Annotated in this window: 14 protein-coding genes and 1 pseudogene; 2 read left to right on the forward strand and 13 right to left on the reverse strand. The window is 38.8% G+C overall.

Going from position 1 to position 15,726, the window contains the following annotated elements:
- The 6 genes from dapB to rpmH all read right to left on the reverse strand — a co-directional run.
- On the reverse strand, positions 1-632 hold a 632-nt coding region (gene dapB, locus BN338_RS04800; RefSeq protein WP_039759581.1), incomplete at its 3' end, for a 4-hydroxy-tetrahydrodipicolinate reductase.
- A gap of 1,125 nt (positions 633-1,757) precedes the next feature.
- Positions 1,758-2,450, reverse strand: coding sequence for a glutathione S-transferase family protein (locus BN338_RS04805; protein ID WP_039759584.1), 693 nt, complete (start codon positions 2,448-2,450; stop codon positions 1,758-1,760).
- Positions 2,451-2,589: 139 nt separating this feature from the next.
- Positions 2,590-3,234 carry a ribosome biogenesis GTP-binding protein YihA/YsxC gene (gene yihA, locus BN338_RS04810; RefSeq protein ID WP_039759585.1) on the reverse strand — a complete coding sequence of 215 codons (645 nt, stop codon included), beginning with the start codon at positions 3,232-3,234 and terminating at the stop codon, positions 2,590-2,592.
- A complete protein-coding gene (gene yidC / locus BN338_RS04815) occupies positions 3,231-5,087 on the reverse strand; it encodes a membrane protein insertase YidC (RefSeq protein WP_039759586.1) in 1,857 nt (618 codons plus the stop codon). The genes yihA and yidC overlap by 4 nt, the downstream gene beginning before the upstream one ends.
- Positions 5,077-5,469 (reverse strand): ribonuclease P protein component, encoded by a 393-nt coding sequence (gene rnpA / locus BN338_RS04820; RefSeq protein WP_039759632.1) that lies wholly within the window; start codon positions 5,467-5,469, stop codon positions 5,077-5,079. Before rnpA ends, yidC begins: the two co-directional genes overlap by 11 nt.
- 118 nt (positions 5,470-5,587) lie before the next feature.
- A complete protein-coding gene (gene rpmH / locus BN338_RS04825) occupies positions 5,588-5,722 on the reverse strand; it encodes a 50S ribosomal protein L34 (protein WP_005864709.1) in 135 nt (44 codons plus the stop codon).
- Between the two features lie 592 nt (positions 5,723-6,314).
- Here rpmH and BN338_RS04830 point away from each other — a divergent pair.
- A complete protein-coding gene (locus BN338_RS04830) occupies positions 6,315-7,376 on the forward strand; it encodes an Mrp/NBP35 family ATP-binding protein (RefSeq protein ID WP_039759591.1) in 1,062 nt (353 codons plus the stop codon).
- A gap of 837 nt (positions 7,377-8,213) precedes the next feature.
- On the opposite strand, the gene BN338_RS04840 is transcribed toward BN338_RS04830, so the two are convergent.
- The 7 genes from BN338_RS04840 to BN338_RS04870 form a co-directional block, all read right to left on the reverse strand.
- A complete protein-coding gene (locus tag BN338_RS04840; protein ID WP_039759598.1) occupies positions 8,214-9,005 on the reverse strand; it encodes a pyrroline-5-carboxylate reductase in 792 nt (263 codons plus the stop codon).
- Positions 9,006-9,060: 55 nt separating this feature from the next.
- Positions 9,061-9,306, reverse strand: coding sequence for a hypothetical protein (locus BN338_RS04845; protein WP_039759601.1), 246 nt, complete (start codon positions 9,304-9,306; stop codon positions 9,061-9,063).
- 72 nt (positions 9,307-9,378) lie between these two features.
- Positions 9,379-9,774, reverse strand: coding sequence for a YraN family protein (locus tag BN338_RS04850; RefSeq protein WP_198003679.1), 396 nt, complete (start codon positions 9,772-9,774; stop codon positions 9,379-9,381).
- 16 nt (positions 9,775-9,790) lie between these two features.
- Positions 9,791-10,681 carry a 16S rRNA (cytidine(1402)-2'-O)-methyltransferase gene (rsmI, locus tag BN338_RS04855; protein ID WP_039759602.1) on the reverse strand — a complete coding sequence of 297 codons (891 nt, stop codon included), beginning with the start codon at positions 10,679-10,681 and terminating at the stop codon, positions 9,791-9,793.
- A gap of 294 nt (positions 10,682-10,975) precedes the next feature.
- A complete protein-coding gene (locus tag BN338_RS04860) occupies positions 10,976-12,637 on the reverse strand; it encodes an electron transfer flavoprotein-ubiquinone oxidoreductase (RefSeq protein WP_039759605.1) in 1,662 nt (553 codons plus the stop codon).
- A 3-nt stretch (positions 12,638-12,640) separates the two neighbouring features.
- Complete coding sequence (locus tag BN338_RS04865; protein ID WP_039759607.1) at positions 12,641-13,561, reverse strand: electron transfer flavoprotein subunit alpha/FixB family protein; 921 nt, start codon at positions 13,559-13,561, stop codon at positions 12,641-12,643.
- Positions 13,562-13,608: 47 nt separating this feature from the next.
- Positions 13,609-14,355, reverse strand: a complete 747-nt coding sequence (locus BN338_RS04870; RefSeq protein WP_039759608.1) for an electron transfer flavoprotein subunit beta/FixA family protein — start codon at positions 14,353-14,355, stop codon at positions 13,609-13,611.
- Between the two features lie 537 nt (positions 14,356-14,892).
- Between BN338_RS04870 and BN338_RS04875 the strand changes: the two are divergent.
- Positions 14,893-15,726 (forward strand): annotated as a pseudogene (locus BN338_RS04875) (hypothetical protein); the annotation flags it as partial.

Genomic DNA, 15,726 nt, shown 5'->3' on the forward strand with positions numbered 1-15,726 from the left:
GTTCCACCCCGTGAACAAGAAAAACCAATGGTGCCTTTTTTGCGTTTACCTGTATAGCCATTACGTTCGTTAACACGCACATCTTGCAACATAACATTGCGACCCTCAGCAGCGGCTTGTCCAAGAAGAAGGGCTGTTCCAGAAGGGGCATCAACTTTGTTAGCGTGATGCATTTCATAAATTTCGATATCAAAATCACCGGTTTCTAATGTTTTAGCAGCTTTCTTTACTAGGTTGGCTAAAAGATTTATTCCAAGACTCATATTGCCGGATTTGACAATTGTTGTATATTTCGCAAAATTCACGATTTTTTCTTCTTCTGTTTTGCTAAATCCTGTGGTGCCAATAATATGAACAAGACCTTTTTGAGCAGCATAATCCGCATAAAAAATACTGGCTTGGGGTTGTGAAAAATCTAAAATACCTTCTGTGTTAGAAAAGGCATTTTCGGGATCATCAGTGATGCCAATCCCAAGAGAATCTGAGCCAATTAATGCACTGGCATCTTTTCCTACAAAAGGTGAATCTTTGCGGACAAGAACAGCGCAAAGCTCTACATCCTTCCTTTGCCGGATTGCTGTAATGAGTTCACGCCCCATTCTTCCATTTGCTCCGACAACTGTAAGGCGCATTTTTATCTCCTTATAATACTTTACCACCCCGTAGTATAGGCAAATTCTTGCCCTTTTTCCAACCGTTCTTTTTCTTTATAGAACAAAATTTCCTCCTGTAATTTATCCTTTTGTGCTGTAAAATTCTATCGTTGAGGGTAAGGGGCATAAGATTTACAAGTTTACAGAGAAATGTTTTTTGTTAAAGTGTGTGATGAATAGGGCGAGGCTTGCTTGTAAAACCTAATGGAGATTGCGTATTGCTTGGTGCTTTTATTTCTTCCGTTCTCTAATAGGGGCATGTTCCTTATGTAAAATAGAATACTTCAAACAAAATATAGGTATGTTGCCAATCCACGCACTCATTTGAAAGAATGAGGCCTCAATGCTCTTAAGCTCGTTTTATGATGGTGCACTTGAAGGGTATAACGAGAAAGTTTCCAATGAATAATATAAAATCTATTCTGCACCGCTACGCTTTATAAAAGCGCAAATCAGCACTATCATACGCTTTGCCAGCCTTTGCAACCCTTGATACTTGAAATGATTCATAGCCATTTTATCCTTTTCTTATCCAATTTTTTCACACACCAATACCGTGCATGATGTCGTAAGAAAAAGATTTTAATTGATTAAAGTGAGGAGGATCATGCGTGAAAAGTATTTGAATTTCATGATTCAATTTTAAAATTTATCATTTTGAATCAATGTGTTATCTGTAAGCAAAAATAAATAAAAGGAGAAGAAACAGGAAGATGCCTGAAAAGTTGAATTGTTGACACACGAGCGTTGGTTGGATTTTCTATCTTTTAGGGAAGCTCGTTGAAAAAATTGTTATTTTGTAAAAACGCATGATAGAGCGTTTTCCTATTAAGAGTACATAGTTATGCATGCTATTAAATGCGTTTTTTCATATATCGGGAAGTATAGAGGATAATATATGTTAAGTATGATTATTTTATTTGCCTAGCTTTCAATGGTACTACAGCTCTTGTATCTAAAGAGAGGCTTTAAAACTCTTTATTAAATGTCTTTATCTCTATACTGGTCTTTTTTTGATACAGTAAAAAAAGATTTTTGTAGTGCATTATAAGAGGATTGAAATAAGAGATATAATAGGTTCTTATTTTTGTTTATAAGAGGAAGCTAGAAATCAAGATCAGCGTAGTGAGCACTTGCAACAATGCCGCGGACACGATCTGCTAAAAGAGAACGAAAAGAAGGTCGTGATTTAATCCGCATATACCAATCTTTAGCCGCAGGGGATTGTTCCCAGTCAATTTCCCCTAGAAAGTCAAGTACAGAAACAGCAGCAGCGGCTGCGAGGTCAGCATAGGATAAGGTAGAACCCACCAAGCTATCTCGAGAGGCACAGAGCCAATTGAGATAGTTCATATGGGGTGGAATATTGGCCCGTGCATTGCGTAAAATTTGCGAATTGGGCGCTCCACCGCCAATGGCGAGGGGCATTTCACGTTTATGGATTCGTTCTCGTACAATATGGCGTGTTGCTTCATTTTCAAATTTATTTAAAAACCAGTCATTGAGGCGGCGTACTTCCGCACGATTTAAAGGGTTTTCCGGAAAGAGTTTATTTTCTTGTCGTAAACTTCCATGGGTTTCATCTAAATATTCGCAGATAACAAAGGGACCTGATAATGGAACCTCATGTTCATCAAGAAAAACAGGAACATGACCGGCAGGATTGAGAGCGAGAAATTCGTGTCTTCTAGCCCATTCATATTCTTCAATCAGTTGCGTGGCTATACCATATTCCCCAAGAATGAGGCGTATGAAGCGCGAAGCAGTAGATAGGGGAGAGTGAAAAAGTGTCAGCATAATTTACACTATAAAATAGAGTTGATAAAAATTCCTTCAAGCCATCTTTTTTATAAAGGTGCTTGAATAGAAGTACAAGATCATTAGCAGCGGTTGGCAATTATGCTTAATAAATTGTTAATAATATGAATGTGTTCTCTTATGCAATGGTTTGCAAAATGGCAGCACGTAATTCTTCCAAACCGTACGCTTTTTCTGAAGAGGTTGCGAGAATCTCAGGATAAGCTGCTGGGTGTTTGAGAAGTTTTGTTTGTGTTGTCATCATTAATTTTTCCAAGGCATTTGATTTGATTTTATCACTTTTTGTCAAAACAATTTGGTAAGAAACGGCTGCTTTATCAAGGAGTGCAAGAACATCTTCATCATTATTTTTAATTCCATGCCGTGAATCAATCAAGAGATATACACGTTTTAGTGTTGAGCGTCCTCGTAAATAGCTAAAAATCAAATTTGTCCAAGCATCAACCAGATTTTTCGGAGCAGCAGCAAAACCATAACCAGGCATATCGACGACTGCGAAAGGGGGAAGGTCTCCTTTTTGTCCACTGAAGCCATCGGGGACAAAATAATTAAGCTCTTGAGTCCGTCCTGGTGTATTTGAGGTCCGTGCTAAACCTTTTTGCTGGACAAGTGCGTTGATTAAAGATGATTTTCCAACATTGGAACGTCCCGCAAATGCGATTTCTGCTGGCCCTTCAGGGGGAAGAAAGCGTATTGCAGGAACACCACGAATAAAAATCCAATTGCGAGAAAAAATTTCAGAAAGGGAAGAATCTCTTGTCATTCTTGCGCTTCTTTTGGGGACTGCTCTTCTTTTTTGGGTGATTTTCTCCACATGGCTTTCAAATTATCAAAAAGCTCAATTTTGGCTCCTTGGCGCTTCATCATGATACCTTGCTGAATGATTGACAATATATTGTTCCATGCCCAATAGATGACAAGACCAACAGGGAAAGAGGCGAGCATAAAAGTAAAGACGACAGGCATCCATGTAAAGATCATCGCTTGAGTTTGGTCTTGAGGAGCAGGATTCATACGCATTTGTAAAAACATCGTTATCCCCATAATCAAAGGCCATGCACCAATCATAAGAAATGCTGGCGTTGCATAGGGCAAGAGACCAAATAAGTTAAAAAGAGACGTTGGGTCGGGAGCAGCTAAATCTTGAATCCAGCCAAAGAAAGGTGCATGGCGCATTTCAATGGTAATATAGAGAACTTTATAAAGAGCAAAGAATATTGGAAATTGAACCAACATCGGCCAACAGCCGGCAAGGGGATTAATTTTCTCGGTTTTATACAGCTCTATGATTGCTTGTTGTTGTTTGTTTTTGTCATCGGGATATTTTTCTTTTATTTCTAGCAACCGCGGTTGTAGCAGCTTCATACGCGCCATAGATTTATAAGACTTATTGGCGAGAGGGAAAAGAAGTGTTTTTAAGAGCACTGTGACAAGAAGGATGGCGATACCAAAATTTCCTGTTTGCTTATAAAGAATGTCAATGAGGGCAAACATCGGTTTTGTGATGAAATCAAACCAACCCCAATCAATTAAGAGAGCAAACTTGTTGATTTTTAGGTCGTTTTGATAGTGATTAATGATTTCAACTTGTTTGGCGCCAGCAAAAAGACGATTTGTAACGCTTTTTGTTTCATTGGGGGCAATCGTTAAAGGCGATCCGAGCAAGTCAGATTGATAATGCGTTTGTAAACGATCAAAATAAATAAAACGGCTTGTATATTCTTTATCTTGTTGGGGAATAACCGCTACAGCCCAATATTTATCAGTAATACCAATCCAGCCTCCTGTCACTTTGGAAAAAGTCATGCTCTTTTGTCCATTATCAGGATTTGGATCAAGCTCTGCTAAGGTCTTATATTTTTCAGTTTTGAGCGAATCCCCTGCAATACCGATCATCCCCTCATGAAGCAAATAGGTTGCATTGGTATGTTCTGGTGGTGCTGCACGCGCAACGCGGGCATAGGATGAGAGATATATTGGTTGATCACTTTCATTGCTGACGGAATCCTCAATAGTAAACATGTAATGATCATCAACAGAAAGGGTACGGCGGAAGATTTGTCCTTGTCCATTATTATAAATCAAAGTGATGGGTGTTGAAGGGGTAAGGGTTGTATTGTTTCCCTCTATTTGCCATTGTGTATCAGGTTGTGGCAAGGCTTTTGCTGGCAAAGATGCACTTGTAAAACCAAATTCAGCAAGGTAGGTCGTTTTGAATCCTTTAGGATTGAGCAAATCAATTTCCGGTGATTTTTTATCGACTGTTACACGATATCTTTTAAGGTGAAGATCATCAAATTGTGCACCAACAAGATTAATAGAGCCTTCCAGTTCATTGGTTTTGATTGTGACACGTTCTGTTTTGGCTAATACAGCTTTCCGGATTTCAGGGGTCATTGGCTGTTCGATGATCGATGTCGCTTGATGCGTTGAGGTATTGTCAGAAAAATTCACCGTATCAGTAGAAAGGGTTGATTGTTGTTTTGACAATTGCTGTGTGATGGCTTGTTGTTTTTGTAACTTTGCTTGTTTGGGAGCAACATGAAGGAATTGCCATGCGACGAGCACTAGGAAAGATAAGCCAATAGCGATAAAGAAATTGCGGTTATATTCCATTCGTACACCCTTGTTGTCGTTGCTGATGTTTTGTTTTTGGTTTTATTCGCCGATTTAATTCACTAATCAAAGATGTGAAAGGCGCATGTAACGCATCACGATACGCTACGATGACATAGTCTGTTCCTGCTTCCATGTGGTTTGTGACACCAACTCTTACGGCTTCACGCAAGCGCCTTTTGATACGATTACGTTTCACAGCATTACCGTTCTTACGGGTAACAGTGAAGCCTACACGCGCAACAAGAGACGATTCTCTTTCTGTCGTTTGTTCACGAGATTTAACTTCGAGTAAAAATAAAGGACCCCGTCGTTTTTCTCCTGTGCGGACAGCCAAAAAGTCTGCTCTTTTGCGAATGCGGCAGGGATGTTTTTTCTTCATAAAAGAATATTTCGCAATTTCACTAAATGCTTGGCTTGCAGGCATTAGAGGTTCATAACAAAAATTTCACAACAAAGAAATGATGAGCAATCCTCAACGGTTGTGAAAATTTAAATGGTTAAGCAGAGAGCCGCTTACGTCCACGAGCACGTCTTGCAGCAATAACTTTACGTCCTCCAGCTGTGGCCATACGGGCACGAAACCCATGGCGACGTTTACGGACAAGTTTAGAGGGTTGGTAAGTACGTTTCATTTATTTAAATACCGCGGAGTGCGGCCCTTCTTAAATCTTCGTTTTATGAGCAATTATGCGCGAGATGAACAATTTCATCCTATCAGACGACTGTTAACCCATAAGAAAAAATATAAAAAAAGTCAATCTTAGATTGTTTTTCTCTCACTTGAAAAAATATCAAGCACCTTATACCTGTTTGTGACACTTTTTTATGGTACATTTGGAAATGTCAGAAAACAACCATTGAGTCTACAGAAAATAAATGATTAGGGCGTTAAAGAATTCAAAGAAAGCGTGACGGATTAGTGTATGCTCAATTTAAAAAATACTTTGATATTAAGAGCTTTTCTCAGTTTTGTTTTTTACAAAACCCTGATCAGAATATTAATTAAAGTGTTGGCGCTTAAACGTGCTTGATAAGCTTTTATAGAAGATTTTATGCTTGAGTTCCTTTATTTAAGGGTGGTTTCGTATTTTTAAAGAGATAGAATATAAGTCATATTTATACTTTATAATCCTTAAGTAAATGAGAAAATTTTAGGTGATAAACCTGTCAGTATTTTTTGTTCTTATGCTTGTATTTGTTGGTATTTTATAGAGAGGAAAGAGCGTGGGTCCTATCACAAGTGAGGTTGTCCGCAACGTGTTACGTCAAATCAAAGGACCAGGTCGTGAAAGCGATATTGTATCGTTGGGGCTTCTTTCAGAAATATTAATTGCTAATGGTAAGGTGTTCTTTTCCATTACAGTTCCTGATGGATGTGTGCAAGAATGGGAATCATTGCGTCGTTCTGCTGAAGAGCTGGTGTGCGCTTTAGAGGGAGTGGAATCTGTTGTTGTCACACTTACAGCAGAAAAAACAACAAAGGGAGCACCTAGACGCAGAGCGCATCTCTTGCCTGTGAAAATGCCTATAGAAGGTGTACGACATGTCATTGCTGTTGCTTCTGGAAAAGGAGGGGTGGGAAAATCGACGATGGCGATCAATATCGCCTTAGCTTTACAAGATGCAGGTTTCAAAACAGGGTTGATGGATGCAGATATTTATGGTCCATCTTTGCCACGTTTGACAGGGCTCGTTAACCAGAAGCCACAGCTTATGCAAGGAAAAAAAATTCAACCTCTTGAAAAATTCGGCCTTAAATTGATGTCGATGGGATTTTTAGTTGAAGAAGAAAAGCCGGTGGTATGGCGTGGTCCTATGGTTATGGCTGCTGTAACGCAATTGTTACGAGATGTTGTATGGACACCTTTGGATGTTTTGGTTGTGGATATGCCACCGGGTACAGGGGATGCACAATTAACGCTTGCGCAACAGGTACAATTAACGGGTGCGTTGGTTGTTTCTACACCTCAGGATCTTGCTTTAGTTGATGCACGTAAAGCGATAGAAATGTTCATGAAAATCAATGTTCCTATTTTAGGACTGATTGAGAATATGAGTTATTTCATTGCTCCTGATACAGGAAAACGCTACGATATTTTGGGCCATGGTGGTGCGCGGGGAGAAGCAGAACGTCGAAAGGTCCCTTTCTTAGCAGAAATACCGCTTGATGCAGCTTTACGATTTTCTTCAGATGAGGGGAACCCTATTTTTGTTTTTCAGCCTGATGGCGAGCACGCTCAATTGTATCGTACAATTGTTGATCAAATAAAAAATAAACTCTTTTAAATGTATGTTTGTTTAAGAGAGCTTGCTAAAACACACTTATAAAAGATATAAAAATAGTTGCTTTTTTATAAGGGGAATATGAATTCTAATCCGGAGAAAATAATTTTCTATCATCATCTTTTCATTCGGTTTTTCTACGTTCAAAAGCATTGAAAGAAAGCTCTTTAAAAAAATGGAGATGATGCATTCTTTCATGTTTTCATTTTTCGCGTTTTTGATCGGGATGTACTTTTTACACAACAAAAAAGTCTCAAGAATACATTTATGTTTATTATGCAAACGCTTGGTTTAAAAGAGAATAGTTTTCAATGGGGTTCATCCATTTCACGAGAGTACCTGTGAAGGATACAACCTAAAAACTTCTATGAAGTGTATAGATTTCATACTATTTCTCCTTAAATAAAAAGAGATAAGCCATATTCATTATGCTCTTTGCTTTCTCAAAGTTTTCTCTCTTTTTGCATAAAGTTGGCAAGTTTATTTCCGCTCTTTTCGAACGGTTTTATCTCAAAGTTGTTTCCTTTTTTAATAGACAAAAAAACGTTTTTTATTTCATGACAAGAAAACGTAAAATGGAAAAAAATTTTTCCATTATTCTGATTTCAAATATTAAAGGATAAATTATCTTCCTATAAGTAATTTTGTGCTCTAAAAATATCCTTGAGGATTAATCGAAAGACTTAATTTCTATTCATGTAAATTAAAGAGATAGGTATTTAAAAAGCCCATTTATCCTACTTTTGAAAGATCTATAGCAGACAATTATCAATCCATATTGACAAAGAGCTCAATCAATAGATTCATAATTCTCATCTTTGAGATGAGAAAAAATGTTGGTTAAGTCTTTTTAGAAGCGTTCATTTTTTGTAAAGTTGCCTCAAGAGCCGTTGTTAAAGCACGTTTTCCCCCTTGATGAGAAAAATAATTTGACAAAAATTCATTTGTTCCTCCCTTTGTTGAAAACTCTTTTTCAAGCAGTGCAAAATTAAGAGAGGTAGAACGATCTGTTGCTATAATTTTACGCATTTCATCCGTAAGATTTCCAAACATCATAGTAAGGAATTCTGCTGATTGCTGTTTATTTAATCCTTGTGTTATAAACCATTGATGGGCTATTTCGATAAAATTAAAATATACGCCCATAAGAGAACCAGCCGTCATAAAAAGATTAAACTGTTCTTCCTTATCGAGCACCAATGTGCCCCCCAATGCATCAAATAAGGTGCGTAAAAAGGGATGATCGGGATAAATAGGTGTCAAATTTTTGCATTCTGCGACAAAAGGTAACGGAACAGCACGATAAACTTTATGCTTGATCCACGTTTCCACTTCTGCTGCTTTTGCCAAGGCAAGAACGGAAATAACCAGTTGTTCTGGACGAAAATGAAGAGAGCGCAAAATGCCTTCTGCAATTTGGTTGGGCAGGCAAAGAAAAACACAATCACTCACATCGAGCAATGCTTGGTTATTTTCAGCAATCATAACTTTATCATAAGTGCGTGAAAGATGCTCTGCTGTTTGTGCACTGCGCGGTGAAACAATGATAGAAGAAACATTCAAGGCGCTTGTCATGATGCCATTCACCATTGAAGCACTGATTGTTCCTGTTCCCAAAAAGCCAAGTTTCATTTCTATTCCTCAGTTTTACTTTTTAAAAGGAATCTCAATCAATACCTTAGGTATTTTAACTAACATAAGCGCTAATTGAGGAAGCAACACATAAAATAGCAAGAATAATCAAGCCCAAATAGATTTTTGGCTTGTCAAACAGAACGGCAAAAGCAGAAAACCAACCAACAATCGCTGCGGCTAATGCAAATAAAAATCCAGGTTTATTCATCAGTACAATATGCATTGCCATTAAACCACCAATAATCAGCGCTCCAAAAACAATGAGCAAACCTGTTGCAAATTTTTCATAATCATCCATATTTCGCTCCTTGTAGCGCTTAAACGGTTATAGACTTTTTAACGCATATGCAGATAAAAACGAAATGTTTTTTTATTTGAATATAGTTAAAATGGGTTCCTCTTGATCAGAGGTAAAAAATGCGGGGATATGTTTTGGCCAACGCCAAGGTAAAATTGCAATCAAGTCAAAACGTACAGATAAAAGGGAAAAATCTTGTTGCCGTGCGAGCCAAATATCAGCTGCTGCTTCAATTCGTCTTTCATTTATTCGGGAAACCGCTTCCATTGCTTCAGCTAACGTTGAACGTGCTTTAACTTCAACGATTAACACTAAATTTCCACGTCGTGCAATGAGATCAATTTCCCCACACTTTGTTTTAAAACGCATTTCAGCAATATGAAACCCTTTGAAACGTAACCACCAAGCGGCCAATTTTTCTGCACGAATTCCTCGATAAAAAGACTTTTGTCTTCGTTTTTTTTGTATCGTCTTATGCATTCTTTTACACATTTTTTAGAAACATCAACCGCTGGAAAAGTTTTTGCTTTTTCAAACCGGTCTTTTTTGCAACCAAAGCAGCTGCTTGAGCAGCGGAATATGTCCGTACGCATTCTAATAACATTGCATCAACTTCTTGATCACTTATGGCATTTAAAGAAGAAGATGATGATTCTCCCACAAGCACAACAATTTCCCCTCGAATCTGTGTCTGTTTTCTATAACTTTCCAACAAACTTCCCAAATTGGAAACGTCTACGGTTTCAAATTTTTTTGTTAATTCACGACAAATTGCGGCAGGTCGGTTTGCCGAAAAAAGAGTAACCATATCCTGTAAAGATTCAACAAGACGATGTGGAGATTCATAAAAAATCAAAGTTGCTGGAATCTCTTTTAATTGTTCTAATCGTTTTTGACGCTGTGCCTTGCGTGCACTCAAAAAACCTGCAAAGAAAAAGCTGTCTGTAGGAAGCCCTGTTGGTATCAGAGCCGCTAAAAGAGCTGATGCTCCAGGGATCGGAACAATTTTATGACCTTCCTTACGGGCTTCTTCGACTAGTCGAAATCCAGGATCAGAAATAAGTGGTGTTCCCGCATCTGAAATAAGCGCTACCGTTTTGTTTTCCGACAAAGCTGCTAAGAGCTTTGGACCTGCTTTTTGCGCATTATATTCATGATAGAGAACAGTTTTTTTTCGAATACCGTAACGCTCCAATAAAACACGTGTTACCCGCGTATCCTCACACGCTAAAATATCAACGCCTGCCAGCACTTGCAAAGCACGAAGCGTAATATCTGCAAGATTTCCGATCGGTGTTGCCACAAGATAAAGCCCTGGCTCTATGACGGGGGCTGAATAAGCATGCGCACCTATAAAATATGCATTCTCACACATGCCGTTTTCTCTTCATCAAATTTCCCTCATCACAAGATCTTATCAAGATTTTATCCATACACATAGGCTATTTTTGCTTAATTTTCATCAGCACATTTTTATCATTACAACGGCTTATTTACTCGGGCTTATTTGCTTAAATCGTTAGTTACTTCACAATAGAATAATTTTTTATATCGTGAAAGAACTTATGCATGAAGGTGATTGATAGATTTCTGATCTGAGGAAAATACTTTTATCCATGGCGTTTTATATATTCAAATTTTAGGAGAACAAACAATGATGAGGGGGAGTTTACATATTGGGATAGAAGGGACCCTCGCTGCCTTGCGGACAGATCCAAGTGATGTTTTGGTTTGGATCTTTAATGTCGCATGTTTTACAATGTATGCAGTTTGAAGCGTTGATCATATAAGTTAGATGATCCTTATACTCTAGCCATTCGTAGACAGCGGCAGGGCAATAGCGTGTGGAAGGTCCTCCATAGATTGCATATTCGGAGTCTTTTTGTTTTTCTAATGAGGCTATTTTTAAATGACAAGGTTGATTTTCTTCATGTTGCGTATTGGAAAGGGCAACACTTGTAAGACGATCAAAGGTTACAACACCATCGGGTTTTGGGTAAGAAATGGGTTGAAATTTTTCTGCTGGTTCAAGACAGGCATAATCTTCCTTGCCATGGGAGAGAGTTTTAAATAAGGAAAATCCGAACAATTGTTGCCACCACATATCAAAACCGGCAAGTTTAATTCCATATTTTGTCCCATATTTTACCCAAAGTGGTTTGGCATTTCGCACTTTATAAAGATCTGTGCCAATGGGTCCTTTTCGCCATTGTTCTTCGATTTCTTTGACTTCATCATGGGCACGACCTTGCACAAGAGCGGCAGTAATTTTATCGGCGGCTAAGATGCCAGATAAGATGGCATTGTGTGATCCTTTGATACGAGGGACATTGACAAAGCCAGCAGAGCAGCCAATCAACGCGCCACCAGGAAAGGTGAGTTTTGGTACAGATTGCCACCCTCCTTCACTGATAACACGTGCACCATAGGAAAGACGCTTTGCTCCTTTGAAGATTTCATAGAGTTTTGGATGTGTTTTAAACCGTTGAAACTCTTCAAAGGGAGAAAGATAAGGATTTTTGTAATCTAAGTGCACAACAAAACCGACAGAAATGACATTGTTTTCTTGGTGATAGAGAAAACCGCCTCCACCGGTATAATTGTCTAAGGGCCAACCGGTGAAATGTTGCACTAAACCGCGTTGGTGTTTTTCCGGATTAATTTCCCAGAGTTCTTTGAGACCAAGACCAAATTTTTGGGGGTCACGATTTTTGCTGAGGTTGAAAGTCTGTATCAGTTGCTTTGCAATTGAGCCGCGTGCTCCTTCCGCAATCAGAGTATATTTTGCCAATAACGCCATACCAGGCGCATAATTCTTTCCAGGGGTTTCATCTTTGTTAAGTCCCATATCACTGGTGAGAACACCAATGATGGCTCCGTTCTCATTCTGGATGGGTTCTGTTGCAGCAAAACCGGGATAAATTTCAACACCTAACGCTTCGGCTTTTTTGCTTAGCCAGCGGCAAACGCTCCCAAGTGAAACGATATAACAGCCGTCATTGGATAAAATTTTGGGATGTAAAATATTAGGCAATAGCGTCGCTTTTTGAGGCTTTAGAAAAAAAAACTGGTCACGAGTAACAGGGGTTGTGAAGGGATGGTCGTTGTTATTTTTCCATTCCGGTAAGAGTGTATCGATACCGATAGGGTCAACAACGGCGCCAGAGAGAATATGAGCTCCCACTTCTGTCCCTTTTTCAACAATTGTAACAGAAAGCTCAGGATTAATTTGTTTTAGACGAATGGCAGCAGAAAGCCCTGCGGGACCCGCTCCGACAATGACGATGTCAAACTCCATACTTTCACGCTGATCATGCAGAGGTGCTTTCATAGCTTATAAAGCTTTCTCCAATTCTGGAATAATTTGGTGAAGATCACCGACGAGGGCATAATCGGCAATTTGCATAATAGGCGCTTCTTCATCTTTATTAATGGCAACAATAATTTGTGCATCCATTATACCGGCTAAATGTTGGATTGCACCGGAAATACCAACGGCGATATAGAGTTGAGGGGCAACGACTTTTCCTGTTTGTCCAATTTGCCAATCATTGGGCGCATAGCCTGCGTCAACTGCTGCGCGGCTAGCCCCTAAAGCCGCATTTAATTTGTTTGCAAGAGGAAGAAGAAGGGCCATAAATTGTTCTTGTGAACCAAGACCACGCCCGCCTGATATAATAACACGTGCTGAGATAAGATCAGGACGATCATTTTGGTTGGTTTCTGCTTTGACGAAAGAAGAGAGATTAGGATTAGGAGCTGGTGTTATTGTTTTAATGGGCGCTGAATTATTTTGGGAAGGTGTTGGTGTGAAAGAGGCTGTGCGAACGGTTATAATCTTTTTGGGGTCATTGCTGCGGACAGTTTCAAGTGCATTGCCTGCATAAATGGGGCGTTTAAAGGTATCGGGTGAAAGAACGGCGGTAATATCTGAAATTTGCATAAGATCAAGAAGAGCGGCTACACGGGGCATCACATTTTTCCCAGAGCTGCTGGATGGGGCCATGATCACATCATAATCATTGGCTAGCATGATGATTGTATCGGCGATAGGTTCGGCGAGTTGATGGGCTAAATAGTCTGCTTTTGCAATAAGAACTTGACGAACACCATCAAGTTTAGCACTGTGTTCTGCTATCGTTTCAATTTTTTCTCCGCACACTAAAATATCAATATCGTTACTGAGTGCGCGCGCAGCCGTGAGTGCTTTTGCGGTTTCTTCTGTATTATGATCAGCCAATAAAAGAATTGCCATAAATTTTTGCCCTTTATATATGCGTATTACTTTTACTCTCGAGAATATTAAATGCAGTTTTTTTGTTTGAGTGCGCTGACAAGCTCTGCCACATTAGCAACTTTAATTCCAGATTGACGGGGTTTGGGCTCTTCAACACTTAAAATTGTTAAGCGTGCTTTTGTATCAATGCCAAGATCAGCAAGAGCTTTTTGTTCAATGTTTTTCTTTTTTGCTTTCATGATATTAGGCAGAGAGGTGTAACGCGGTTCATTAAGCCGGAGATCGGCAGTCATAACTATGGGAAGGGGAAGACGAAGGGTTTGTGTTCCATTATCGACCTCACGGGTAATGGTAGCATGTCCATTTTCTATATTAAGATGTGAGGCAAAAGTTGCCTGTCCCCAACCAAGAAGAGCTGCAAGCATCTGTCCTGTTTGGTTGCTATCGTCATCAATCGCTTGTTTTCCTAAAAAGACCATATCGGGTTTTTCTTCATCAACAATGGCCTTGAGAACCTTAGCAATTGCTAAGGGTTCAAGTGTTTGATCTGTTGTGACAAGAAGTGCGCGATCAGCCCCCATTGCAAGTCCTGTTCGTAAAATTTCTTGGGCAGCTTCTGGTCCAATCGAAATAAGAACAACTTCTGAAATTTTACCAGATTCTTTCTGGCGAACTGCTTCCTCAACGGCTATCTCGTCAAAGGGATTCATAGACATTTTTACGTGAGACAGATCAACACCTGTGCTATCGGGCTTGACGCGTATCTTGATGTTATAATCAACAACACGTTTGACAGCGACAATTATCTTCATAATGATCCTCTTTGTTTGTATGATCACAAGTTTATAGCAATAATCATAAGAAACCAAATTGTTTAGGATGGATTCTCATTTATAACTTGTGTTTTCTTGTATATAAGCTTTTTTTATATTTACTTGTACTTTCTTGTCGTCATTTTCAATCTTCATTTTTCTGCATCGCCATAATTGCCTTATTTGCTTGAATAAAAGTAAAAAAAATCACACTGTCTTGCGAGAATATCCTTTTTTCGTTGCATATGCTCTGTTTATAATGGTGCAAAAGAGGCTTTGTGCAATGAAAAATAAGTGAAAAAAATAAAATGGGGGAATGATTTTACTCTTACAAATCTTGAGGGTAGAAAAATTAAAGATCTTTCTTTCAAATACTCAAGATGAATATTAGGCAAATATTTTAGATGAGGATTGGAAAAATATTTCTAGCAAAAAAAGTTTTTGGGCGTTCTTAAAGCTCTATTTACTAAAATAGAGTACATTTTCTTATCATTTCTTACGATTCTTTTCAAAAAGGTTAATGAGGGGTAGGCGTTTGTGAATACGAAGGGTCATATGATCGACCAAGCACCCAATCAGGTTCGGGGTGACCAATTTTCTTCTTTTATTGAGCAAAAGGAGAGAATGGAGACGCCTGTGGAAGTAACAATGTCGGACATTTCTCAAAGATTACGCACTGTTTATGCTCAAATGAAAATGAAGCGTTTGCCTCGTTCTTTGAATCAGCAGGATTCTGTCGAAGAGCATTTTAAATCTTATTTAGATGATATTAGTCGCGCTATTTTGGCTGAACATTATATCCGTCGTCAAAGGGAAAAAAGGCTTTTTGAATCTTTAGAGCAGATTAAAACACTTGTTCAAAATTTACAGAGTGAAAAAAGAAGCTTAAAAGAAGCAGTAGCAACACGACGGATGTCTCATCCAAAATTATCTGATTCCGTTGTGCAAAAACTTGCTCATATGGAATGTGAGGGAAATCAAGAACGCTTATTCCTTCAAAAGGTGCAAAATTTTTCAGGACAAAGCAGTATAACACCACTCCAAACAAATGTTGAAAATGCGTTGCAGCGAGAAAACAAAAGCTCTTTGCCCAGTGATACACTTTTACCCAATGATAGTAAGGATACACTTTTGCCAAGTGATGCTTTGAAGTCTTCTTTTAAAAAGACTGAAGAAGCCGTGGAGCGTACAGTGATAGAAGAAAAGGCTATGGGGGAACCAGCATCTAATCATTCCCCAGCATCTCATCCTTGCATTGAGGCTGATTTTTCTCCTGCTTTAAAGGCGCAGTCTCGGGGAAATGTCTCATTTTTATCTTATTTTGTAAAAAAAAGTCTTCTTTGTTTTTAACCGTTGCATTTATGGTAGCGA

The sequence above is a fragment of the Bartonella queenslandensis AUST/NH15 genome, assembly GCF_000312585.1.
Classification (GTDB): Bacteria; Pseudomonadota; Alphaproteobacteria; order Rhizobiales; family Rhizobiaceae; genus Bartonella; species Bartonella queenslandensis_A.